The sequence below is a fragment of the Klebsiella sp. WP8-S18-ESBL-06 genome (assembly GCF_014169755.1).
In the GTDB taxonomy this organism is placed as follows: Bacteria; Pseudomonadota; Gammaproteobacteria; order Enterobacterales; family Enterobacteriaceae; genus Kluyvera; species Kluyvera ascorbata_B.
The window spans coordinates 3,825,437-3,849,914 of the sequence record NZ_AP022256.1; the positions used below are offsets into that span (position 1 = coordinate 3,825,437).

A 24,478-nucleotide genomic window follows, 5' to 3' on the forward strand; every position below is an offset into this window, starting at 1 on the left:
TTTGTCATAAAACGTCACCAAACCGCCATCTAAACGACATCTCGCGCTTCTACTGTCACAGCAGGACAGAGGAGGAGCCGCTATGTTTAGTCTCGACAACGTTATCGACGACCTGTGGCCGGAAGCAAGGCCTGCCCCCTGGCAAAAGAAAATACTGCGTACGCTGCTGCATGAAGCCGAATTTCAGCAATTCGCCGACCTCCATCGCCACCTGAAGGGGCTGGATACGGTCGAGCAGGTGCTGGAGCACCTCAATATCCACTGCGATATCCCGGTACGTAGCCTGGAACAAATCCCCGAGCAGGGCCCGCTGGTGATTATCGCCAACCACCCTACCGGCACCCTCGACGGCCTGGCGCTGCTCTATGCCGTCTCCCGCGTTCGCCGCGACGTTAAAGTCGTCACTAATCGTATGCTGACCCATCTTGGGCCGCTGAGTTCGCTGTTTATCCCGGTGGATAACATCAATGGCCGCACCGCAAAATCGGCGCTCCAGCAAATGGACAACCAGCTGCACAACGGCGGCGTGCTGATCTTCTTCCCAGCCGGCGAAGTTTCGCGCCTGACGCCTCGCGGTATCCGCGACAAAAAATGGCACTCGGGATTCATCAAACTGGCCGCAAAATACCGCGCCCCGCTGCTGCCCGTGTGGATTGATGCGCACAACAGCGCGCTGTTTTACGTCAGCGCACTGCTGTCTAAAAATCTGCCGCTGCTGCTGCTCATGCAGCAGATGTTCCGGCGGCGTAACAGCCGTCTGCCGGTGACAATCGGCGAACAAATTAGCGGATCTGAGTGGTTTAACGCGCATTCCACCCCGCGCGAGATGACCGAGCGCTGCTACCGTCACGTACAGCGCCTCGGCAAGGGCCTGCCGGGGGTGTTTAAAACCGAAAGCGCCATCGCCCGCCCGGAGCCCCGCGCTCTGCTCAAGCGTGAACTGAGCCAGGCGGAATGTCTGGGACGCACCGCGGACGGTAAGGCCATCTATTTGTGGCAGCGCAACGGCCAGGAAGAGGCGCCGCTGCTGCGCGAGCTGGGCCGGCTGCGTGAGATTGCCTTTCGTGCCGTAGGCGAAGGCAGCGGCAAGCGCCGCGATGTGGACGGCTATGATGATGACTATCTGCATTTGATTCTGTGGGATGAAGACGATCTGGAAATTGTCGGCGCCTACCGCTTTATGCCCACCGCGATGCAGCTGGAAAAGCGCGGCCTGGAAGGCATCTACAGCTACAGCCTGTTCCACTACGATCGACGCATGGACGACATTCTCCAGCACGGCATTGAGCTGGGGCGCAGCTTTATTCAGCCGCGCTACTGGGGCCGACGCGGGCTGGACTACCTGTGGTCCGGCATCGGCGCCTACCTGGCGCGCTACCCGCACTATCGCTATCTGTTCGGCCCGGTATCGATTTCCGGCGGCCTGCCGCCGTCGGCGCGCGATCTGCTGGTGGCGTTTTATCGTCTGTGGTTCCCGGCCACGCATCCGCTGGCCGAATCGCGCCGTCCTTACCCGGCGTCGCTACCCGACGTGCTGGCGCAGTTTGGCGGAGAAGACTACAGCGACGATCTGACGCGGTTGAAATCGCTGCTGGGCAACCTCGGCTGCGCCATTCCACCGCTCTACAAACAGTATTCAGAAGTCTGTGAACCCGGCGGCGTACAGTTTATCGATTTTGGCAGCGATCCGGCGTTTAACAACTGCGTGGATGGGCTGGTGCTGGTGGATTTAACCTATCTGAAGGCGAATCGGTATCAGCGGTATATCGGCGCGCATTTAGGTTTGTAGGCCGGACAGGGCGTTTACGCCGCCATCCGGCACGGTGCCGTATTATGCCGGATGGCGCTACGCTTATCCGGCCGACAATCGGCGCCTGTCAGGAACTCACGGCGCACGATAAAACGGCTTATCTCCCAGAATGGTCGCCCGGTGCATAATGCGTCGCTGCGGCAGATAATCGGCGTTGGCGTAATGCTGCGTGACGCGGTTATCCCAAATGGCCACGTCGTTCGGCTGCCAGCGCCAGCGCACCTGAAACTCCGGCTTCGTCACGTGGGCAAACAGGAAGCCCAGCAGCGCCTCGCTCTCTTTCTCCGTCACATCAACAATTCGGGTAGTAAAGCCTTCGTTAACGAACAGCGCCTGCTTGCCGGTCACCGGATGCGTGCGCACCACCGGGTGTAGCAGCGGTGGGTGTTTTGCCACCGCCTCCAGCCAGCGCTGGTGCTCCTCTTCGTTTTTACGGTATTTGTATTCCTGGAACGATTTACGGAAGTCGTGCTCGGCGCGCAGACCGCTCAGCAACGCCTGCAGCGGCGCGGAGAGCGCCTCAAAGGCGGCAATGCCGCTGGTCCACAGGGTATCGCCGCCGGTAGATGGCAGCTCCTTCGCCGCCAGAATCGCCCCGGCAGGCGGCGTCTCGATAAAGGTGACGTCGGTGTGCCAGTTATCGTTATCCGGCGGATTATCGTCGTGGGTATCCAGGACAATAATCTCTTCCACACCCGGCGCATGGGGATACACCGGGTGAATATGCAAATCACCGAAACGCTGGGCCAGCGCGCGCTGCTGTTCGGGGGTAATCTGCTGCTCGCGCAAAAAGACTACCTGATGGCGCAGCACGGCGTGGTACAGCTGTTCAAACTGATTGTCGCTCAGCGGGCGGGTAAGATCCGCACCGGAAACCTGCGCGCCGATGTAAGGCCCCAGCGGGGTTATCGCCAGACGTTCACTCATTGTACTTCTCCATGCCAGGGGGTCAGGCGACGCTGAAGCGCACGCAGACCCAGTTCCAGACCAAAAGCGATTATTGCAATAACGGCAATACCTGCCAGCACCACATCGGTCGCTAAAAACTCCCCGGCGGATTGCACCATAAAGCCCAGGCCGCGGGTGGCGGCAATAAGCTCGGCGGCCACCAGCGTCGACCAGCCAACGCCTAAACCAATGCGCAGGCCGGTTAATATTTCCGGCAGTGCCCCCGGTAAAATCACCCACCACAGCACCTGCGCGCGGCTGGCGCCCAGCGACTGCGCGGCGCGGATACGCACCTGCTGCGCACTCTTCACTCCCGCCAGCGCCGACATAGCGACCGGTGCGAAAATAGCCAGATAAATCAGTAAGATTTTCGACGTTTCGCCAATACCAAACCAGATAACCATCAGCGGCAGATAGGCCAGCGGCGGCACCGGGCGATACAGTTCGATAATCGGATCGAGGATCCCGCGTACGGTCGGGCTTAATCCCATCGCGATGCCCACCGGGATCCCGACGATCGTTGCCGCCAGCAGGGCCACCAGAATCCGTCCCAGGCTTGCCGCCAGATGCTGCCACAGCGTGGCGTCCATAAAGCCCTGCGGGCTGGCGATGGTCAGCAGCTTAGTCAGTACCTGTACGGGCGATGGCAGAAACAGCGGGCTTATCAGCTGCGCGGCCGCCACCGCCCACCACACCACCAGCAGCACCGCCAGGGTGAGCACGCTCAGGGTCAGATGGCGCGAAAACGGCCAGCGTAGCGCCAGCGCGCGCTGGCGCGGTTTATCGTTAATCACCACGCTCATGAGAAGGCCTCCCGTTGTTCAAACACCCGGCTCAGCACGTACTCGCGCTGTTCAATAAACCGCGGGTCGGATTTAATGCTGCGGCAGGATTCACCGGCCACAAAGCGGCGGGCGAAGTCGAGCGGCAAACGTTCCAGCACGCGACCCGGCCCCGGCGACAGCAGAACCAGCTCGGTTGCCATAAACACCGCTTCTTCAATATCGTGGGTAATCAGCAGCACTTTCTTACCCGTCTCATGCCACAGCCGCAGCAGCAACGTCTGCATCTGCTCGCGGGTAAAGGCGTCAAGCGCGCCGAACGGCTCATCCAACAGCAGCAGCTGTGGGTTGGCGGCCAGCGCCCGGGCTATGCCAACGCGCTGACGCTGGCCGCCGGAGAGCTGCCAGATAAAGCGTTTTTCCGCGCCTTCCAGCCCGACCTTTTTCAGCATCTGCGCCGCCGTCTCGCGGCGTGCCTCTTTGTTAACGCCTGCCAGCTGTAGCCCTAATGCGACGTTATCCTGCACATTGCGCCACGGGAGAAGGCCCTCATTCTGAAAGACCACACCGCGATCGGCTCCCGGCCCGCTCACGCGTTTTCCGTCGAGGATGATGCTGCCGTGCTGATACGGCACGAATCCGGCAATCAGGTTCAGCAGCGTCGTTTTGCCGCAGCCGGACGGGCCGAGCACGACCAGCAGCTCCCCGCTGTCCAGCGTGAGATCGATATCCTCCAGCGCCGGTTTACCACCGTACTCGGCGCTGAGATGCGAGATTTGCAGCATCATGGCCTCCTTACTTCACAAAACGGTCGGTCACATACTGGCGATAATCGCCCGCCACCGCCGGGACTTTGCCCTGCTCTTTGAGGAACTGCGCGGTGTCGACGATGGCTTTGTTGACCGGGCCATTCAGCGCCTGCGCCTGCTGTTCAGCGGTCAGATAGGTATTCCCCTTCACCAGCCCCGGTACGTCCGATGCCGGTACGCCGCTCAAACGCGCCAGCTTGTTGATATTGTCCGGCTGCGCCAGCCATTGTTCTGGGTTATCGATATAGCCGCGCTGGGCGTCAATCGCGCTTTTGGCGAAAGCCTTCACCACGTCCGGGTGTTTCTCAGCAAAATCTTTGCGCACCACCCACACGTCAAGCGTCGGCGCGCCCCACTCGCCGACCTGCGACGAGTCGGTCAACACGGTGCCGTCTTTTTCCAGCGCATTCACCGCCGGTGCCCACACGTAGGCGCCGTCAATGTCGCCACGTTGCCAGGCGGCAATAATCGCCGGCGGCTGGAGGTTGAGAATTTGTACCTGACCAGGCTTGATGCCCCAGTGTTTGAGCGCCGCCAGCAGGCTGTAGTGGGTGGTAGAAATAAACGGCACGGCGATGCGTTTACCGATCAGATCTTCCGGCTTCGTTATCCCCTTTTTCACCACCAGCGCTTCAGAATTGCCCAGCTTTGAGGCCAGCAGGAACACCTCAATCGGTACCTGCTGGCTCGCGGCGACCGCCAGCGGGCTGGAGCCGAGGTTGCCAATCTGTACATCGCCGGAGGCCAGCGCGCGGACGATGCTGGCGCCGCTGTCAAACTTGCGCCAGTCCGGCTTCGCGCCGCTCAGTTTTTCGAAGGTGTTGTCCGCCTGCGCCACTTTGGCGGGCTCGGCGGAGGTTTGATAAGCGATGGTGACGTCCACGGCCTGCGCCTGGAAGGCCAACAGTGCCAACGTAGCGGCGATAACGGTGAAACGCGATGCGATTGCCATAATGTCCTGCTCCCATGTCTTGTTATATGGGCAGTATTTATTGGCGTGGGGTGTTTGATAAAGGAATTAAAAATGCTTGTTAATTCCAATTCGTTTTTAGAAGAAAAATGGCAAAGGATAGTCTGTAGGCGGGATTCACTGTGGTCATGTAGGCCGGATAAGGCTATGCCGCCATCCGGCTATCTGCGCCGGAGCGCCTGATGGCGCTGCGCTTATCAGGCCTACGTGTACTCAGTTCAGCAATGGGCTTTCAGCGCCGCAATATCTTTTGGCGTGGTGCGACAGCACCCGCCAATCAGCTTCGCTCCCGCGGCCAGCCACTGCGGCAGGTAGCCTTCCAGCGTGGCGCAGGCCTCGCCGTGGTGATGCCAGGTTTTGCTCACCGCATCGTAGTGCTCACCTGAATTCGGGTAGACCACCAGCGGCAACGGCGTCTGGCTGTGCAGGTATTCCAGCGCATCAACGGTGTTTTCCAGCGCGATGCAGTTAATACCTACCGCCAGAATTTGCGGATAGTCCGCCAGCAGCGCAATCACGTCACGTATCGGCGTGCCGTCGCTAAGATGCTGCGCATCGCGCAGGGTGAAAGAGAACCACGCCTGAGCCACCGGATACTCCGCCAGCAGCTGCGCCAGAGCGCGAATCTCGTCAAACGATGGCAACGTTTCACAGGCCAGCAGGTCAACGCCCGCCTCCAGCAACGCCTCAACGCGCGGGCGGTGGAAGTCCTGGAATACCTGGGCACTGCGCTGATAATCACCGCGGTACTCCGAACCGTCCGCCAGATAAGCACCGTAAGGCCCAACGGAACCGGCAATCAGCAGCCCTTTCGCCGTCGGATCTTCAGCCTGATAGGCATCGCGTGCCTGGCGCGCAAGCTCGACGCTTTTGGCAATCAGCGCCCGCGACTGGCTTTCATCCAGCCCGCGAGCGGCAAAGCCATCCGGCGTAGCCTGGTAGCTGGCGGTGATGGCCACCTGCGCCCCGGCGCGGAAGTAGTCGAGGTGTACGTCATAAATCAGCTGCGGGTTTTCCATCAGCACTTTTGCCGACCACAGGCTGTCTGCGAGGTCGCATCCGCGCGCCTCCAGTTCGGTGGCCATTGCACCATCGAGCAGTACAAACGGGCGATCGCTCAGAATGGCGGTTAACGGATTATTCAGCGGCATGCTGCGGCTCCTGTTGGGTCTGACGTGAACGCGTTAAGTAATAGGCACCATAGCACAGCGCCACAAATGGAATCCCGCACCACAGCGCAATACGCTGCGACGGGTCAAAGGCCAGCCCCAGACAGGCCACGACGCAGAGCACAAACCCGAGCACCGGTACCGCGGGGTACCACGGCGCGCGATAGTGGAGCTCGCTCAGCGCTTTGCCCTGCTGTAAGTGACGGCGGCGGAAAACAAAGTGTGAGGCGCAGATACTAATCCATACCGCCACCACCGCAAAACCGGAAATCGCCGACAGCGCCACAAACACAGTATCCGGCGCGACAATGCTGGAGAACAGCGCCAGCAGGCCGCCGAGCATACTCACCGACAGCGCCACCAGCGGCACGCCGTTTTGCGTCACCCGCGAGAAGCAGCGCGGCAGCGTCCGTTCGTTGGACAGCGACCACAGCATCCGCCCGGACGCGTACAGGCCGGAGTTGGCCGCCGACAGAATCGCCGTCAGGATCACGAAGTTGAAGATATCCGCTGCGTAAGGAATACCCACTTTCTCAAATACCAGCACGAACGGGCTTTTTTCGACCCCTGCCTGCTGCATCGGGATCAGCGCGGCCAGCACGAATACGGTGCCGATAAAGAAAATAATTAACCGCGCGATGGTGGTGCGAATCGCCACCGGGATCACTTTGTGCGGGTTCTCGGTTTCCCCGGCGGCGATACCGATAAGCTCGGTGCCGGAAAAAGCAAAGTTGACGGCTACCATGGTCATCAGAATCGGCAGCCCGCCGTGCGGGAACCAGCCCTCGGCGGTGAGGTTATGCAGCCCCGGCGCGGGTGAACCGTCCTGCATCGGGATAAACCCAAAGATAGCCGCGCCGCCCAGTACGATAAACGCGATGATGGTAATCACCTTCACCAGCGAGAACCAGAATTCACCTTCGGCAAAGAAGCGGGTCGAGATAACGTTAAGGCCGAAAATCAGCACGCAGAACAGCAGGCACCAGATCCACACCGGCACCTGGGGGAACCAGTACTGCATACAGAACCCGGCGGCGGTAAAGCTGGAACCCAGCGCAACCGTCCACGTCAGCCAGTAGAGCCAGGCAACGGTGTAGCCGGTTGCCGGGCCAAGATAGCGCGACGCGTAAAGGTGAAACGCGCCCGTTTCCGGCATGGCCACCGACAGCTCACCGAGGCACTGCATCACCAGCCAGACTACCAGCGCGCCAATAAGATAGGCCAGCAGCGTACCTGCCGCGCCGGTCGTCGAGATGATATAGCCGGTATTAAAAAAGAGCCCTGTGCCAATCACGCCACCCAGCGACAGCATAATCAGGTGGCGGGTTTTCATGGTGCGCTTGAGCTGCCCACCTTGTTGTTGTGTTGTGTTTTGCATTATTACCTTCTAAACGTATGGACATCTAAACATCCAAATAAGAAGGGAGTTATACAACGATTGTGTGTAAATTGCAAAACGGCCAACGACGATCGACTCAAGCAAACGATGCAATCCATAGAATGGATTGCATCATCAAAATTGAAAGAAAGACAATAATTAAATTATTGATATCCCATTATTACAGGATTGATGGGATATTGCCCCACAAACATATCATAGGACATTTAAATAAAAGAAAGATGAAAAATAAGCTTCTATTTTTCCTTCATATTATATTTTTATCACCAAGCCAGTATTACTTTAATGAACTCACATCCGTCACCCTCTTTTCAAGATCGGGTTTTACGGGGCTATACGTTTTGACATAATCAATGATTGACTCTGCAGAGGTCGTGCCGCTAATTGTTTTTACATTTTTTCCATTTAAAAATGACTCAAAACCATCGCCGCCAGTCGCACAAAATGAGTGTGTGACAACTCGATAAGTTTTCGTTGATTCTATAGGTTGATTATTAATAGTAAATTTAATCAACCGATCGCCAAGAGGTTTTTTGCTATCATATTCAACATGCACGTTTTTTGACACTTGCAAAACACCATTGGTGAGGTTGGTTGCATGAATCATTAAATTGATGAGATCTTTTCCAGTCAGATCCATTTCAACCAGTTCGTTATTAAACGGGAAGGTTGTAATAATATCACCGTACTTTAAATTTCCTTGTGGAAAATCAGCGCGCATGCCGCCACTGTTTTGGAATCCTGCGACAGCATCCGGTGTTTTAGCCATCATAGCATCGAGAACTAAGTTACCAACGGGCGATGATTCCCCATAAGCACGAGTGAATGGCGCGGTTGCCGACCCAATAATCTGGTCAGTGATGTTTTTTAACTTAGTATTCCACTCATCAATCTTAGCTTGCACTTTTGGATCGGGTTTATATTCATCAGCAAACACGGTGATTAATTTACCGCTGTAGCCATCAATTTTTTTCGTCTGAGGGTTAAAATCCAACACTAACTTACCAACATCGGTACCATACGCATCCGTTGACACAACCAGCGTGTTATTGACTTTAATGGGTTCGGGAGTGCCCACATGAGCGTGTCCTGTGATTAGCACATCGATACCTTCAAATTTCTTTGCGGTATCGATATCGGCTTGCAGCATTCTGGCTACGTCTTTACTTCCATAACTGGATTGGCGCGCTGGTGTCCCTTCGTGGATAAGCAGTACAATGATATCAACCTTACCTTTTAATTCATCAAGCCCTTTTTGGATATAAGGCCCTTCATCACGAGCTTCCGAGCCAGCATAGGCCTTAGCCGCGACCGTATCATAAAATGCAAATTTTTGATGCACCCCTATTACGCCAATTTTTATGCCATCTTTTTCGACAATCGTCCAGGGTTTATTCCAGACCGGCTTGTCACTATTCGTATAGAATACATTCCCCAGTAAAATGGGAAAGTTCGCTTTTGATAACTGCTTAACCATGTTATCAACGCCATGATCAAATTCGTGGTTGCCCACTGATACCGCATCAAAAGGCATTGTATTCATTATATCAATAATTGCTTCACCTTTGGTCAGGGTACTGATATAGGGCCCAGTAAAATAGTCTCCCGCATCAAAGAAAAATACATCTTTACTTTCTTTCCTGGCATCATTAACGAGGGTCGCAATATTAGCAAAACCACCTACTGCACGCGCCTTGTCAACGGCAGGAATTTTGCCTGGAGAAACATGAGCATGGAGGTCATTGGTATAATAAATAGTCACATTCTTCGCACAAACACAAAAAGGTAATGCGAGTAGAATACCGGCAGTCAGTGCCTTTATTTTCATAGCGAGTTCCGTTCAGTTATATAAAGGTTTGTTAATTTACATTCAGAAAGGTTTTTTTATGTGCGGCTGTTCACACATCCAGCCATGAGCAATAAGGTAAAGTCAGCAACCTACCAAAATCGTTGGTGGGCTGCGTCAACTTTATTTATTAATACTGGTAAGACATTCAGCTGCCGTAATTCAGGACTACCGATATCTACATCGGCAGATGCCAACTGGCCAAACTATAGACTGGGGTATCCTGCATTACACTGCCGAGCGTGCGGGCGCTATTTAGCTCTGTTTGATGAACAGCAATTTAGTGAATGGTTATATCTCTCTTTCGGGGTGAGGGTCCTCCCCTCCCCCCGAAAGCCTGGGCTTACTCGTCGAAGAACCAGTAGCCCTGGTTAATCAAATCCGTCAGCTCAGCAATAAACGCCGGGTTCGCCAGCGCTTCACCGAAGTGGGATTTATCCAGTTCGGTATAGCGACACAGCGCATCTGCGGCCTGCGGCGCGCAGGTTTCCAGCTTCTCGCTATTAATAAAAACGCTATCGCCGACATTCAGCACCCGCAGACCGTTGAGGCGACGCAGCGTTTCTCCCGCTTCCAGCGCCGTCGCCACCTCTTCTGGCGTATACGCAGGCTCCGCAGGGGCAATATCCAGCTCATGGCGCGGCGTCGTCACAAAACTGCCAAACCACTGTTTAAAATCGTTCGGCTGGCGGATCATATCGATCATCATCGTGCGCAGACGTTCAAGCTCATGGTCTTCCACTTTACCCACGTGTTCACGGCAGGTGAGATCCGGATCGGTGTAGTATTTCTCGCCCAGATCGTTCTCCAGCACGTAGTCGGCAAAGCTGCTGATCAGCTCGCGACCGTTCGGCCCGCGGAAGCCGACGGAGTAGTTCAGCGTGTCTTCGTAGGTATAGCCGTCGTGCGGGAATCCTGGTGGAATATAAAGAATGTCGCCCGGCGCCATTTCTACGTCGATAATGGGGGTAAACGGCTCAACGTGCAGCAGGGCCGGATGCGGGCAGTGCTGTTTTAACGGCAGCGCATCACCCACGCGCCAGCGACGGCGCCCCATCCCCTGAATGATAAACACATCGTACGGGTCGATGTGCGGCCCAACGCCGCCACCCGGTACCGAGAAGGAGATCATCAGGTCGTCCAGCCGCCAGTCCGGCAGCGCGCGGAACGGGCGTACCAGCTCGGCAGAAGGCTCGTGCCAGTGGTTGACCGCCTGCGCCAGCAGCGACCAGTTTTTCTCCCCCAGGTGGTCAAAATCTTCAAACGGGCCGTTACTCGCCTGCCATTTGCCGTCAATATGACTCACCAGTCGGCTGTCGACTTCCATTTCCATGGCCAAACCGGCCAGTTCGTCAGGCGTAATCGGGTCGACAAAATTCGGGAACGCATTTTTTAACACTACCGGCTGCTTCTGCCAGTATTTTTCCAGAAACTCCGGCCAGTTAAGGTTGAGTTGATAAGCCATATTTTCATACCATCAGTAGAGGGGTAGCCCTGATTATAAAGAGGGCTACCCGGCATCCGCCTTGTGATGAATCAACTGTGGATGCACACATCGCCGATGTCTTTGCGCGCATGGCTCTCGCGGCTTATGCCACCGCCACCCGGTTCCTCCCCTGCTGTTTGGCCCGGTACAACGCCGTATCGCTGCTGCTGATTAGCTCGGCGGCAATATCCGCAATTTGCTGAATGCTGCAGACAAACTGCGGAGAGTCCCAGGTCATGACGCCGAAGCTAATGGTCAGCACCCCGCCAATCGGGCTGGTTTTGTGATCGATGGCCAGCGCCATAACCCGCTCACGCAGCCGCTCGGCCACCGCCTGTGCGCTTTCTCGCGTGGTATTCGGCAACATAATCAGAAACTCTTCACCGCCGTAGCGGCTGACGCAGTCATCGGGCCGCAGACCGCCCTTCAGCGCTTCGGCGACGGCTTGCAGTACCCGGTCTCCGGCCTGATGGCCGTAGGTGTCGTTATAGCGTTTGAAAAAGTCGATATCCGCCATACACAGCGACAGCGTGGTGCCTTCTCGCTGCGCGCGGGTGATTTCATCGCTAAGCCGGGCGTCCATATAGCGACGGTTGAACAGGCCGGTCAGATGATCGCGCTCGGCGTATTGCAACAGCGTCTGGTTGGCACGCGCCAGCTGCTGCTCCGCCAGCTTGCGGTCAGTAATATCCATCCACGCCAGAGAGACGCCCACCACGTTGCCATCCGCATCGTTCACCGCCATGGGTTTAATGTAGAAATAGCGGCCCCGGAACAACACCTCTTTACTGGAAATCGCCTCACCGGCGTCAAGCTGCATAAGATCCTGCTGCAACAGCTGATACCCTTCCGGCATAAATGCGCTGAGATTCGTGCCGATCAGCGCCTCTTCCGGCGCACAGAGCAGCGCCCCCATCGCGCGATTGGCTTTCGTCAGCATGCCGTTACGGTCAACCACGCACAGCGCCAACGGCGTATTCTGATACAGTGATTCGAGCTGCAGCACGCGTTCGCCCAGCCGGGAGATGTCGCGATCGATACCGCGATAGCCGGTGAGCTTGCCCTGGTCATCAAACAGCGGCATCCCGCTGGTTTCAATAATCACGATACTGCCATCCGCCCGCTGATTGCGGTTAATCAGGCCTGAGAAGGGCTTTTGTGACGCAAAAATATCGCTTAACGTTGCCGTTAGTCTCTCCCGCTCAACGGGCGCAATGAAATCGAGCGGCGTACGTCCCAGCACCTCTTCAGGCCGATAGCCAAGCAGGTGGGTCACCACCTCGGAGACCCACACATAGCGCCCCTGCGCATCCACTTCCCACACCCAGTCGGTGTTATGATTGAGGAGATCGGCCAGTTTGCCGTCATCCCTCTGATTCTGCTGCACGGACGGCTTCGCCATTGTCATTCACACTTCTCCCTTGGTGCATTCGGTTGATAAATTGCTCAATAATTAATCATCGCGTCAACCAAAACATAATGACTTGTTATTTAATCGCCCCTAAGACTTTAACGATTCGTGCGCCTGCATTATTTTATAACAAGAATAAAGGAGCCGAGCCTGTGATTTCAATTCAATATTTGTGCCCAAAATGCGCCGGTATCACGGAAATGACTAACATTGATAAAATTAAAAACGCAGAAGATCAACATCCAATGCGTTGCCATCACTGCGATGCCCCATTTAGTAAAGATGCGCTTATCAAATTTGCCCGCCAGAAAGCAGAGGAAATGATCGGTGAAGCATTAATGCAGTTAAAAAATGTATCTATTCATAAAGATAAGTAAAAACCAAAGCGCTTTTACTCTGGTCCATTAATATTAGCCATCATACTCAAGAAATATTTTTGTTTTTCTGGTCAGACCGACATACCCTATTTTTGACAATAAACAGTGTTCTCCTTCACATAATGTAAAAAAAACGGGTGGCATTATCTGCCACCCGCCGGGATATATAAGAGTCACAAATGCTTATGCCAGTGCATCCGCCTCCATCATCACCGGATGAAAACGGCGTTTGAAATAAATAAGCCCGTGCCCTTCTTCTTCGGCCAATGCAATATGTTGAATTTCCACCAGATAAACCAGATGGCTACCGATGGTCTGCACCTGGCGAATTTCTCCTTCCAGGCTCGCCAGCGCGCCCTTCAGCACCGGCTGTGCCAGCGGGCCACGCTGCCAGCCGGCCAGACCAAAGCGTTCGTCCATCGCCATGCCGGTCATACCGGCAAAATGGCGCGCCATGATCTCCTGCTCGTGATTGAGCACGTTAACGCACAGCCTGCCGTTGCCCTGGAATACCGGGTTCATGGCGCTGTTAGAATTAATGCACACCATCACCGACGGCGGCGTGTCCGTGACCGAACAGACGGCAGTGGCGGTGATACCACAGCGACCGGCCTCCCCCTCGGTAGTCACGACGTTAACGGCGGCCGACAGGCTGGCCATGGCATCGCGAAAACGCAGGCGTTGTTCATCTAATTGCATTGTGACCTCCCGCTGCGAATTACTTCAGCAGCTTATCCAGCAGATTAATATCAGCGTTATTGTGCAGGTGTGGCACGGTCCAACCGTTCTGATCGTATTCAGACAGGCAGCGATCGACCATCGCCATCATTTTGTCCATGTTGCCGGAGGTCTGCGCCTGACGCAGACACTGCAGGCGAATCTCATCCTGGCTACCGGAGTAGTTAATTTCATACAGCTCGTGACGGCCACCGAACTCGCTGCCGATGGCGTCCCACATCAATTTGAGGATCTTGATACGTTCAACGTGATCCATACCGTTAGATCCGCGCACGTATTTCGCAAGGTACTGGTCGATCTGCGGATTATTCAGATCCCGCGCACTCGACGGCAGATAGATCAGGCCGCTGGTGACGTTACGCTCGATAATGTTTTTGATTTTGGCATAGGCCATCGGCGCCATGACGCGGTAGGTTTGCAGCGCCGCGTGATCCGGCAGATACGCGCCGTTGACCCACGGCGTGGCTTCTGAGCACATAGAGTCACTCAGCGCCCAGAACATATTGCGCCACGCGACCACCTCGCCGAGATCCGCCTGTACGCCGCGGAATTCAGAGGTACCGGTGCACTCCAGCGATTTTTTCAGCAGGCCGGTGATAAAGTCGAGCTTCACCGCCAGACGCACGCACGCTTGCAGCGGGTACATACGGGCGAAACCGCCTTCCATCGTCCAGCGACGACAGCGATCGAAGTCACGGTAAATCAGCACGTTTTCCCACGGGATCAGCACTTTATCCATCACCAGGATCGCGTCGTTTTCATCAAAACGGCTGGAGAGCGGGTAGTCGTAAGGCGAACCGGTCGCCCCGGCAACCAGCTCGTAGGAGGCGCGCGAAATCAGCTTCACCCCTTCGGCATCCATTGGCGCCACGAACATCAGCGCGAAGTCCGGGTTTTCGCCCATCACCTGTGCGGAGCCAAAGCCAATCATGTTGTAGTGGGTCAGCGCGGAGTTGGTCGCCACCACTTTCGCGCCGCTGACGATAATCCCGGCGTCGGTCTCTTTTTCCAGCTTGATGTAAACATCTTTCACTTCGTCAGCCGGCTTATGGCGGTCGATCGGCGGGTTAACGATAGCGTGATTAAAGTACAGGCCTGTTTCCTGAATGCGGGTGTACCAGTTGCGCGCATTCTGCTCAAACTGGCCGTAAAACGCCGGGTTAGCGCCCAGCGCGCTGCCAAAGGCCGCTTTATAGTCCGGGGTGCGGCCCATCCAGCCGTAGCTCAGGCGCGACCACTCGGCAATCGCATCGCGCTGCTGGCGCAGATCGTCGGCGCTTTTTGCCACGCGGAAGAATTTATGGGTGTAACCACCGCTGCCGGTATCGGTGTTCCAGCACAGTTTGTCCTGCATTTCGGGTTTGTGCAGCGCATCGTACAGCTGGGCGACGGATGCCGCCGCATTGCGGAAAGCCGGATGCGTGGTCACGTCTTTGACACGCTCGCCGTAGATGTAGATCTCACGGCCATCCTGCAGGCTCTTCAGGTACTCTTCGCCGGTTAACGGGCGTTTGGCATCTGCACGGAAATCTTCAGGTTTCATAAGGGTACACTCCAGTCTTCGTCGGATTTGTTAAATTTATGTTTTGTTTTTGTGTGTTAATTGAAGCGTCTAAGCGAGGATCGGTGAAGAGACTTTTAGGTCAACGGCAGGTACTTTTCAGGCGGGGTTTGGTTCTGTGATCTGGGTAGGGTTTAGTGCTGTTCCCGGCGGCGCTGTAGGTAAAAACCGCACGGTCGCTCCCCTCTCCCCGATGGGGAGAGGGTTAGGGTGAGGGGCAGCTACGACACCGGTACTTTCTGCGCGCGAAACGCACTCGGCGAGCAGCCGACTAAACGATTAAAAAAGCGGGCAAAATAAGCGGGATCTTTAAACCCTAGCTGCCAGGCAATGTTATTCACCGCATTGTCGGAAAACAGCAACAGCCGTTTCGCTTCACGCAGCTGACGGTCAAAAATCAGTCGCTTTGGCGGGCGGTTAGCAAAGCGCCGGCAGATATCGGTCAACCTCGATTCGGTAATATGCAGTTCCGCCGCATAGTCCGGCACGGTCCAGTGCTGATGAAAATGGCCGTCAATCATCAAATTAAACCGCTGGAACAGCTTAAGCTCCCCGCGTATCCCACTGGCGGCATGGTCGTCGAGCGGCGCATTACGCAGCAGCAGAGTAAAAACGGCCTGCGCCAGCAGCGTCAGGGTGTGCTCTCGCCCGGGTAGCTGCGCCAGCGATTCACGCTCAATCAGCCGCCAGTAGTGTTCCAGCGCCGCCAGTTCCTCAGGCTTATCCGCCAGCGACAGGCAGATCCCCGGCAGGCCGAAAGCCTCGCGGGTTCCGGGGTAAAGCACTTCCAGCAGCGGCCAGATCAAGTTTTCATGTACCGTGAGCACGTGGCCATCCGCGTCCGATTCGGTAATAAAAGCGTGCGGCACCGATGGCGGCGTCAGCACAAACAGCGGCGCTTCAACGGAGTAGCGGTGATCGTCCAGCTGAAGCTCAATTTGCCCGGTAAGCAGAAAATGCATCTGAAAATAGCGCTCGTGGCGATGCGCCTGCATATCGCGGCCAAAAAAAGCCGCCATCCGCGCAAAAGACTGATAGTGCACATCATCCGTGCCCAGGCTTTCATCATATTCACTGCTGATATCAATGTTATAAATCAGGTTCTCGCACATTTTCAGCCCCTACGGCGTAGCGCGCGGACGTGACGATTTCATCGGAATCAGCCAGATAATCACCGCCCCCACCACCAACAGCGCGGCAACAAACCACAGGCCGCTGTTAAAGCTGCCGGTGATGTCTTTCAGCCAGCCGATCATAAACGGGCTCAACGCCGAGCCGATATTGCCGGTGGCATTGATCACCGCAATGCCAATCGCGCGGGCGCGCAGGCTGATGGATTGATCCGGCGTGGTCCAGAAGATCGCCATCGCGCTAAACGAGCCGGTCGACGCCATCACGATCCCCAGGAGCTGGATCAGGCTATGATCGGTGGCGGAGGCCAGCAGCCAGCCGGCGGCGGCGAACAGAAACGGCAGCGCGGTGTGGTGCTTGCGCTCCTGATGCTTGTCGGAATGACGGCTCCAGTAGATCATGCCGAGAATAGTACAAATTTGCGGCACCGCGGCCAGCAGGCCGATGGTGATATTGCTGCTGCCCTCGTTAAAGCTTTTCAGGATCTGCGGCGTCCAGATGCTGATCGCGCTCAGGGTATTGGTCAGGCAGAAATAAGCCAGGGTATACATCAACACAATCGGCGTAAACACCTCGCGCCACAGGCTACGCTGCTGCATGGCATGGTGGCTAATGGCCCCCTCCGGCTGCACCAGCGTCAGATGGTCGTTATCCATCATTTGCTGGAGGCATTTTTTATCCTCGTCGGTCAGCCATTTGGCCTTCGCCGGGGAGTCGTCCAGCCAGTACCAGACCATAATGCCCAGCAGCACGGACGGGAATCCCTCCAGCAGGAACAGCCACTGCCAGCCGTGTAAATTCAGCAGGCCGTCCATCGACAGAATATAGCCGGAGACAATCGACCCCAGCGCCGTTGTCACCGGCATCGCAATCATAAACAACGCGTTGGCGCGCGCGCGGAAAAAGGCCGGGAACCAGTAGGTCAGGTAGAGCAGAATGCCCGGCAGAAATCCGGCTTCGGTAATCCCGACCAGCATACGCAGCACGTAGAGGCTTTTTGGCCCGACGGCAAACAGGGTGGCGGTCGACGCCAGTCCCCAAAGCACCATGATGGTGGCAATCCAGCGCCTGGCCCCGACAATGCTCAGCATAATGTTGCTGGGAATGCCGAAAATCACATAGGTCGCGTAAAACAGCGTGGTGGCAAGGCCGAACATGGTCGCGTTCAGGCCGAGATCCGCCCCCATCGTCAGCCCGGCAAAACCAATATTAATCCGGTCTAAAAATGAGAAAATAAACAGCACGAAAAGAAACAGCACCAGACGACGAAACAGCTTGTTGATCACCGTCTGCTGCCCCGCCGTCAGCTGCTTGTGCTGTTCGGCAGGATTATCTTGTTGCGGGATGGCAGGTGATGTATCGCTCATTATCCTTTCCTCTGATGGGAATTTGCGTAGGGTAAAGCCGGTTTTGCCCGGGGCGCTTTGCTTGCCGGGCCTACGGGTAGGCCGGATAGGCGCAGCGCCCTCCGGCAGGGGTTAATACACGCCGGACGAACCCAGCGAGGTTTTCTCCGCCCCAAAGCGCGCCGCTAGCGCCTCCGCGCCGCGCGCCAGCAGGGTCGTATCGACGCCGACGGCGACAAACAGCGCGCCCAGCTCCAGATAGCGTTTCGCCAGCGTTTCATTGGCCATCAGAATGCCCGGCGCTTTGCCCGCCGCGCGGATCTGCACAATGGCTTTCTCGATAGCTTCCTGCACTTGCGGATGCTGCGGGTTTCCGGCAAAGCCCATATCGGCGCTGAGATCCGCCGGGCCGATAAACACGCCGTCCACGCCGTCAACGTCGAGGATTTGCGCCAGATTGCTCATCGCCTCGCGGGTTTCGATTTGCACCAGCACGCACATGGCGTCATTGGCCTGCCGGAGATAGTCCGGAATACGGTTCCAACGCGACGCCCGCGCCAGCGCGCTGCCAACGCCGCGAATCCCCTGCGGCGGGTAACGCGTTGCGGCTACGGCGGCGCGCGCTTCTTCAGCGTTTTGCACCATCGGCACCAGCAGATTTTGCGTACCCACATCCAGCAGTTGTTTTATCTGCACCGCATCGTTCCACGACGGGCGCACCACCGGCTGACTGGGATAGGGTGCAATCGCCTGCAGCTGCGTCAGCACCGTCTGCACATTGTTCGGCGCATGTTCGCCGTCAATCAGCAGCCAGTCAAAACCGGCCCCCGCCAGCAGTTCAGCGCTATAGCTGCTCGACAAACCCAGCCACAGGCCGATCTGCGGGCGGCCAGCCTTCAGCGCCTCTTTAAAACTGTTTTTCATCATCGTCTCTGTCCTTATACAAACCGGCAGGTGATCGCACCCATGTTGCCGTAGTCGACGTGGAAGGTGTCGCCCTTACGCGCCGGCACCGGGCGGGTGAACGATCCGCCCAGAATGATTTGCCCCGCTTCCAGCTGGACGTCGTACGGCGCCAGCTTATTTGCCAGCCACGCCACGCCGTTGGCCGGGTGGTTCAGTACGCCCGCCGCCACGCCGGTTTCTTCTATCACACCGTTGCGATACAGCAGCGCGGAGATCCAGCGCAGGTCCAGTTCATCTGGCTTAATCGGGCGGCCGCCGAGGATCACCCCGGCGTTAGCCGCGTTATCGGAGATGGTGTCGAACACCTTACGCGGGCGCTGGGTTTCCGGATCGACGTTGTGGCAGCGCGCGTCAATCAGCTCCAGCGCCGGGATCACGTAGTCGGTGGCGTTATACACATCAAACAGCGTGCAGTTTGGTCCGCGCAGCGGTTTGGCCAGCACGAACGCCAGTTCCACTTCAATGCGCGGCACGATAAAACGGTCGGTCGGAATATCGCTGCCGTCGTGGAAGAACATGTCGTCAAGCAGCGCGCCGTAGTCCGGTTCGCTAATCTGCGAGCTGGCCTGCATCGCTTTTGATGTCAGGCCGATTTTGTGGCCTTTTAGCGTCCTGCCTTCGGCAATCTTCATCGCGACCCATTCGCGCTGGACGGCATAGGCATCTTCAAGGGTGATGTCCGGGTAATCCAGCGAGACGGCACGGATCTGCTCACGCTGTTTTTCGGCCTGATTGAGGCGCTGGGCAATCAGGGTATGAGTGTGTTTATCGAGCATAGTGATTCCTGTGGCTGTGTTTTCTCCCTCTCCCAAAGGGGCGAGGGGACTGACCGTGCCAATGTTTTATTTAAACAACGCGTGCACGTTGTTCTGTTTGTAATTGAGCGTTGGGTGCAGTTCGTCTATCTCAAACGACAGCGCCAGATAGCGGCTGTCCATCAACGCGGCGAAGTGGGTTTTAATCAGCCCGAACAGCATCTCCCCCACTTCCTGGCGGCTCTCGAGACTGCGGCCGGCGCCGATTTTCAGCGTCATATGCACAAACGCGTAATCCTGCTTGCCGTCAGCCATCTGCCAGGTATCCAGCCACATCGCGCGGCTGCGGATGCCGCCGAGCGGGAAAATCCCGGTCGCGGCCAGCGCCTCGTTAACCTTGCTAAACAGACCCGGTAAGTCGGCCTGTTCGCGGATGTTGTCGGTGCATTCAGCAATAAAGTGCGGCATGGTTACTCCTCAGGCTGGCAGCGGGAAGACGGCGTTGACCTGGCCGGTACCGGAACTGGCAAACAGATCGGTAATAAACTCCACCTTACCGTCATATTGATCCCAGCCCAGCATTCCCAGCAGCATCACGGTGTCGTGCATGTTGCCTTCGCCGTAGCAGTAGTCGGCATACTCCGGCAGCATGGTGCAAAACGCTTTGAAGTTGCCCTCGCGCCACAGCTTGACCACGCGCTCGTCCATCTGATGGTCGAACTCGCGGGTGTAGCTGTTCATCCCCTCTTCCGCGCGCTGGTCGTCGATAAAGCGGTGCGACAGTGAACCGCTGGCAAATACCGCCACGGTGCCCTCGTATTTGTCGATGGCCTTTAAAATGGCCTCACCCAAACGGCGGCTGTCGGCAAAATCGTGCACGGTACAAAACGCGGAGATCGACACCACCTTGAAGTGCTTGTCCGCGTTCATGTAACGCATCGGCACCAGCGTGCCGTACTCCAGCTTCAGGCTGGGAATGTTGTGCGCTTTGGCACGCACGCCCAGCGCAACGGCTTCGTCGGCGATCAGGCGGCCCAGCTCAGGGTTGCCGTCATAGTCGTAGGTCATGTCACGGATAAAGTGCGGCAGCTCGTTGCTGGTATAAACACCCTTAAAATGATCCGCGCAGTTAATGTGGTAGGCACTGTTCACCAGCCAATGGGTATCAAACACGATAATCGTATCGACGCCCATTTCACGACAGCGCTTGCCAATCTCTTTGTGCCCGTCAATCGCCGCCTGGCGGCAGCCAAAATTTTTCCCCGGAATTTCTGAGAGATACATAGACGGTACGTGGGTAATTTTTGCTGCTAACGCTAACTTGCCCATATCACACTCCCCATTTCGGAATCGGGTGGTCGCCCATCGAGATGCAGACGTTTTTCATCTCGGCGAACACTTCAAAGCTGTACTCACCGCCTTCACGCCCGGTGCCAGAAGCCTTCACGCCGCCGAACGGCTGGCGCAGATCGCGCACGTTCTGGGTGTTAACGAACACCATTCCCGCCTCAATGCCGCGCGCCAGACGCAGTACTTTGCTGACATCCTGGGTCCAGATATACGAGGCCAGGCCGTACTCTATGTCGTTGGCCAGACGCAGCCCTTCCGCTTCGTCTTTGAACGGCAGCAGGCAGGCTACCGGGCCGAAGATCTCTTCCTGCGCCACCCGCATGCGGTTATCGACGTCCGCCAGCACCGTTGGGCGCAGGAAGTTGCCGTGCTTAAGATGCGCAGGCAGGTCGGTCGGTTTTTCCGGGCCACCGGCCAGCAGGGTCGCGCCCTCTTCGATGCCGAGGCGGATATAGCCGGAGACTTTTTCCCAGTGTGCCTTGCTAATCAGCGCGCCGACCTGAGTATTCGGGTCGGTCGGGTCGCCGACGCGCAGACGGTTGGCGCGCTCGGCAAAGCGTTTAACGAATTCGGGGTAGATGCTCTGCTGGATAAAGATGCGTGACCCCGCGGTGCAGCGTTCGCCGTTGATCGAAAAGATAGTGAACAGCGCGGCGTCCAGCGCCCGTTCAATATCGGCATCTTCAAAAATCAGCACCGGCGATTTACCGCCCAGCTCCATCGAGTATTTCTTCAGCCCGGCGTTTTTCATGATGTTGCGCCCGGTGGCGGTGCCGCCGGTAAACGACACCGCACGCACATCGTGATGGCGCACCAGCGCATCGCCTGCGGTTGCCCCGTAGCCCTGCACCACGTTCAGCACGCCCGGCGGAATACCCGCCTCCAGCGCCAGCTCGCCCAGACGGTCAGCCGTGAGCGGCGACAGCTCAGACATTTTCAGCACCGCGGTATTGCCCAGCGCCAGGCACGGTGCCACCTTCCAGGTGGCGGTCATAAACGGCACATTCCACGGCGACACCAGCGCGCACACGCCCACCGGTTGTACCAGCGTGTAGTTGAGCATCTTGTCGTCGACCGGGTAGGTTTTACCGTTCATCTGCTGGCACACTTCGGCAAAGAACTCAAAGTTGTGCGACGCGCGCGGGATCAGCACGTTTTTGGTCTGGTGAATCGGCAGACCGGTATCGGCGGTTTCCATCGCCGCAATTTCCGGTACGTTCTGGTCGATCAGATCTCCCAGGCGACGCATCAGACGCGCGCGCTCTTTCATCGGCAGGTTAGCCCATTTCGGAAACGCCTCTTTTGCTGCCGCCACCGCCTGATTGATCTCCGACTCGCCGCCGGAAGCGACCTCAGCCAGTACCTCACCGGTAGCCGGATTGGTGGTCTGGAAAGTCTCCTTGCTGGCAACATTCTTGCCGTTAATCCAATGGTTAATCTTTTTCATTTTGCAGATTCCTCGCTGACAATTCGGTTTACCAGTCGACCCACACCCTCAACTTCCACCACCACTTCGTCGCCTGGCACCACGTCGGACAGCCCTTTCGGCGTGCCGGTGGCGATCATGTCGCCCGGCTGCAGGGTCATAAATTCGCTGAGATAAGAGACCAGGAACGGCACGCTGAAGATCAGATCCGCCGTGGTGCCCTGCTGACGCAGTTCACCGTTAACGTAAGTGCGCAGCGTTAAGTTATGCGGATCAGGAATGGCCGCTTTCGGCACCACATTGGGCGAAATGGGCGTCAGACCGTCGCGGCTTTTCACCCGCAGGTTCGGGCGATAGTAGTTTTCCAGATAGTCGCGCACAGCATAGTCGTTACACACGGTGTAGCCGGCGACGTAGTCCATCGCATCGGCCTCGGCTACCTTGCGCGCCGTTTTGCCGATCACCACCACCAGCTCCGACTCGTAGTGCATATATTCCACGTTGTTTGGACGTACTGAGGTTTGGTTATCACCGGTCACGGTGTTAGGCGCTTTGATAAATACCAGCGGCTCTTCCGGCGGCTTAAAGTCCAGCTCGCTGGCGTGGTCGGCGTAGTTCAGCCCCAGCGCGAACAGCGTGCCGTGCTCGTGGGGGCGCGTTACCGGCCTGGCCACCGCATCTTCAACCACCGGGTTTTCCAGCGGTGGGAAGCCCTCCGCCAGCACGCGTGCGCGGTCGCCCGGACGCAGCGCCACGCGGTGGTGCGTAGTTCCCAACAGAATGGCATCGCCAGGGTTGAGCGTGGCAAATTCGCTCAGGGCGCTCAGCAGTTCGGCGGCGCTGCGCTGGAGATCGGCGGTGTGCCACTGGTCGGCGTGCCGGCCGTTAATTTCGGTCACGATGGTCAGGTTATCAACGCTGTCGACATTCACCACCTCGCCCAGCGGGCAGAAGCCGTCGCGGCATTTGGCCTTAATTGCCGGGCGATAGAAGCTCTCCTCTGGCAGACTGACTTCGTTGGCCAGCGCATAACCCGCGATGAACTGCGCCGCGTCGTCAACTGACACTTTACTGGCGACTTTACCCACCACCAGCGCCACCGTCGCGCCGCTTAACACCGTCTCGCCGGCCGGAAAAGGAATCGGCTCACCGCTACAGGTGACGGTATTGTGCGGCTTAATAAACCAGACTGCCGTTTTCGGCGGTGCGTTATAGGGGGCCTGCTCAAAGGCTTCGCGCCAGGCATCCAGCTGGCTACGGTGGTTGAGCGCCACGGCGAAAACGGTACCTTTCATTTACAGCTCCTTAGCGACAGTGCTTATTTCATTAATATGTTAATGACCTGTTTTATGCCTCCTCTGTTCATTTAGCAAACACAAGTGATTTTTTTGTGATGACATTAACAATAATTTTACAAAATAAAAATATAAACCTTATATAACAGTGTATTACAAAAACACCATTGATCTAATCTCGGCTTTCAGAGAAAATGCGCTGCTGATAAAAGCAACATTGCTTTATTGTTCATATATTAATGATGAGGTGTGCGAGGAGGCATAATGCACGATTCTTTAACCATCGCCCTGATGCAGGCGCGTGAGGTCGCAATGGGTTACTTCCGCCCGATTGTGAAGCAGCACGGCCTGACGGAGCAGCAGTGGCGAATTGTCCGCGTGCTGGTCGATAACCCCTCGATGGATTTTCACGATCTGGCCGCTGCGACCTGCATTTTACGCCCGAGCCTGACCGGTATTTTGACCCGCATGGAGCGTGATGGTCTGGTTCTGCGCTTGAAGCCGGTTAACGATCAGCGCAAGCTATACGTCTCGTTAACCAAAGAAGGGTATGCGCTGTATGAACGCGCGCAGGCAAAGGTGGAAGAGGCCTACCTGCAAATTGAGCAGACGTTTACCCCCGAGAAAATGAAACAGTTGACGGCGCTGCTGCACGATTTTATCGCGCTCGATAAATAACCTATTCTCTGCCTGTTTTTACAGCCATTCAGGCAGACATTCCCGCCTCGAGGGCGCATGTCCGTGCGCTCACCTTCATGACACTTAAGTGGTACACCATCTTAATAATTTTGAATTAGATCACAAAAAATTATGAAACATGGGTTTAGTATTCGAAAAAAATGTGACACGGATTCACTCTATTTCATAAAAGGACCGCAGTTTGCCGCCGCAGCACCACCCGGC

General features: G+C 56.5%; 22 protein-coding genes and 1 pseudogene. 4 read left to right on the forward strand and 19 right to left on the reverse strand.

Annotated features, from left to right (window positions below; all coding sequences use genetic code 11):
- The first annotated feature begins 82 nt into the window (after positions 1–82).
- Positions 83–1,789: a bifunctional ornithine lipid synthase OlsF gene (gene olsF, locus H7R76_RS18305; RefSeq protein ID WP_182929407.1), complete on the forward strand. Its 1,707-nt coding sequence runs from the start codon at positions 83–85 to the stop codon at positions 1,787–1,789.
- Between the two features lie 96 nt (positions 1,790–1,885).
- Here olsF and tauD read toward each other — a convergent pair whose 3' ends face one another.
- From tauD to H7R76_RS18340, 7 genes are all read right to left on the reverse strand, one after another.
- Complete coding sequence (gene tauD / locus H7R76_RS18310) at positions 1,886–2,737, reverse strand: taurine dioxygenase (protein ID WP_182929406.1); 852 nt, start codon at positions 2,735–2,737, stop codon at positions 1,886–1,888.
- Complete coding sequence (gene tauC, locus H7R76_RS18315) at positions 2,734–3,561, reverse strand: taurine ABC transporter permease TauC (RefSeq protein ID WP_106928113.1); 828 nt, start codon at positions 3,559–3,561, stop codon at positions 2,734–2,736. The genes tauD and tauC overlap by 4 nt, the downstream gene beginning before the upstream one ends.
- Entirely contained in the window at positions 3,558–4,325 is a 768-nt protein-coding gene (tauB, locus tag H7R76_RS18320; RefSeq protein ID WP_106928115.1) for a taurine ABC transporter ATP-binding subunit, read from the reverse strand. The genes tauC and tauB overlap by 4 nt, the downstream gene beginning before the upstream one ends.
- A gap of 10 nt (positions 4,326–4,335) precedes the next feature.
- Positions 4,336–5,301: a taurine ABC transporter substrate-binding protein gene (gene tauA, locus H7R76_RS18325; protein WP_106928117.1), complete on the reverse strand. Its 966-nt coding sequence runs from the start codon at positions 5,299–5,301 to the stop codon at positions 4,336–4,338.
- A gap of 236 nt (positions 5,302–5,537) precedes the next feature.
- The gene (mmuM, locus tag H7R76_RS18330) at positions 5,538–6,470 is read right to left on the reverse strand and encodes a homocysteine S-methyltransferase (RefSeq protein ID WP_106928119.1); all 933 of its coding nucleotides are present in this window, start codon (positions 6,468–6,470) and stop codon (positions 5,538–5,540) included.
- Entirely contained in the window at positions 6,457–7,866 is a 1,410-nt protein-coding gene (gene mmuP, locus H7R76_RS18335; RefSeq protein WP_106928121.1) for an S-methylmethionine permease, read from the reverse strand. Before mmuP ends, mmuM begins: the two co-directional genes overlap by 14 nt.
- A 298-nt stretch (positions 7,867–8,164) precedes the next feature.
- Positions 8,165–9,715: a bifunctional metallophosphatase/5'-nucleotidase gene (locus H7R76_RS18340; protein WP_182966024.1), complete on the reverse strand. Its 1,551-nt coding sequence runs from the start codon at positions 9,713–9,715 to the stop codon at positions 8,165–8,167.
- Between the two features lie 84 nt (positions 9,716–9,799).
- On the opposite strand from H7R76_RS18340, the pseudogene H7R76_RS24940 reads away from it, so the two are divergent.
- A pseudogene (locus H7R76_RS24940) lies at positions 9,800–10,027 on the forward strand (hypothetical protein); the annotation flags it as partial.
- A gap of 49 nt (positions 10,028–10,076) precedes the next feature.
- Here H7R76_RS24940 and H7R76_RS18345 read toward each other — a convergent pair.
- Together H7R76_RS18345 and H7R76_RS18350 are read right to left on the reverse strand one after the other, a co-directional pair.
- Complete coding sequence (locus tag H7R76_RS18345; RefSeq protein WP_106928125.1) at positions 10,077–11,198, reverse strand: ribosomal protein uL16 3-hydroxylase; 1,122 nt, start codon at positions 11,196–11,198, stop codon at positions 10,077–10,079.
- A 124-nt stretch (positions 11,199–11,322) separates the two neighbouring features.
- Entirely contained in the window at positions 11,323–12,627 is a 1,305-nt protein-coding gene (locus tag H7R76_RS18350; protein WP_227673912.1) for a sensor domain-containing diguanylate cyclase, read from the reverse strand.
- A 71-nt stretch (positions 12,628–12,698) separates the two neighbouring features.
- On the opposite strand from H7R76_RS18350, the gene H7R76_RS18355 reads away from it, so the two are divergent.
- Positions 12,699–13,007, forward strand: a complete 309-nt coding sequence (locus tag H7R76_RS18355) for an ECs_2282 family putative zinc-binding protein (RefSeq protein ID WP_146145723.1) — start codon at positions 12,699–12,701, stop codon at positions 13,005–13,007.
- A gap of 183 nt (positions 13,008–13,190) precedes the next feature.
- On the opposite strand, the gene H7R76_RS18360 is transcribed toward H7R76_RS18355, so the two are convergent.
- The 10 genes from H7R76_RS18360 to hpaG form a co-directional block, all read right to left on the reverse strand.
- Positions 13,191–13,706 (reverse strand): 4-hydroxyphenylacetate 3-monooxygenase reductase subunit, encoded by a 516-nt coding sequence (locus H7R76_RS18360; RefSeq protein WP_182966026.1) that lies wholly within the window; start codon positions 13,704–13,706, stop codon positions 13,191–13,193.
- A gap of 19 nt (positions 13,707–13,725) precedes the next feature.
- Positions 13,726–15,288 carry a 4-hydroxyphenylacetate 3-monooxygenase, oxygenase component gene (hpaB, locus tag H7R76_RS18365; protein ID WP_182934663.1) on the reverse strand — a complete coding sequence of 521 codons (1,563 nt, stop codon included), beginning with the start codon at positions 15,286–15,288 and terminating at the stop codon, positions 13,726–13,728.
- A gap of 239 nt (positions 15,289–15,527) precedes the next feature.
- A complete protein-coding gene (hpaA, locus tag H7R76_RS18370) occupies positions 15,528–16,418 on the reverse strand; it encodes a 4-hydroxyphenylacetate catabolism regulatory protein HpaA (RefSeq protein WP_106928133.1) in 891 nt (296 codons plus the stop codon).
- 9 nt (positions 16,419–16,427) lie between these two features.
- Positions 16,428–17,804, reverse strand: coding sequence for a 4-hydroxyphenylacetate permease (gene hpaX, locus H7R76_RS18375; protein ID WP_182934662.1), 1,377 nt, complete (start codon positions 17,802–17,804; stop codon positions 16,428–16,430).
- A 111-nt stretch (positions 17,805–17,915) separates the two neighbouring features.
- Positions 17,916–18,707, reverse strand: a complete 792-nt coding sequence (gene hpaI, locus H7R76_RS18380) for a 4-hydroxy-2-oxoheptanedioate aldolase (protein WP_106928203.1) — start codon at positions 18,705–18,707, stop codon at positions 17,916–17,918.
- A 14-nt stretch (positions 18,708–18,721) separates the two neighbouring features.
- Positions 18,722–19,525 (reverse strand): 2-oxo-hept-4-ene-1,7-dioate hydratase, encoded by an 804-nt coding sequence (gene hpaH / locus H7R76_RS18385; protein ID WP_106928137.1) that lies wholly within the window; start codon positions 19,523–19,525, stop codon positions 18,722–18,724.
- 66 nt (positions 19,526–19,591) lie between these two features.
- Complete coding sequence (locus tag H7R76_RS18390; protein WP_182966028.1) at positions 19,592–19,972, reverse strand: 5-carboxymethyl-2-hydroxymuconate Delta-isomerase; 381 nt, start codon at positions 19,970–19,972, stop codon at positions 19,592–19,594.
- Positions 19,973–19,981: 9 nt separating this feature from the next.
- Complete coding sequence (hpaD, locus tag H7R76_RS18395) at positions 19,982–20,833, reverse strand: 3,4-dihydroxyphenylacetate 2,3-dioxygenase (protein ID WP_182934661.1); 852 nt, start codon at positions 20,831–20,833, stop codon at positions 19,982–19,984.
- A 1-nt stretch (position 20,834) separates the two neighbouring features.
- Entirely contained in the window at positions 20,835–22,301 is a 1,467-nt protein-coding gene (gene hpaE / locus H7R76_RS18400) for a 5-carboxymethyl-2-hydroxymuconate semialdehyde dehydrogenase (protein WP_182966030.1), read from the reverse strand.
- A complete protein-coding gene (gene hpaG / locus H7R76_RS18405; RefSeq protein ID WP_182966033.1) occupies positions 22,298–23,575 on the reverse strand; it encodes a 4-hydroxyphenylacetate degradation bifunctional isomerase/decarboxylase in 1,278 nt (425 codons plus the stop codon). Before hpaG ends, hpaE begins: the two co-directional genes overlap by 4 nt.
- A gap of 264 nt (positions 23,576–23,839) precedes the next feature.
- Between hpaG and hpaR the strand changes: the two genes are divergently transcribed.
- Positions 23,840–24,253 carry a homoprotocatechuate degradation operon regulator HpaR gene (gene hpaR, locus H7R76_RS18410; protein WP_106928147.1) on the forward strand — a complete coding sequence of 138 codons (414 nt, stop codon included), beginning with the start codon at positions 23,840–23,842 and terminating at the stop codon, positions 24,251–24,253.
- The last annotated feature ends 225 nt before the right edge of the window (positions 24,254–24,478 follow it).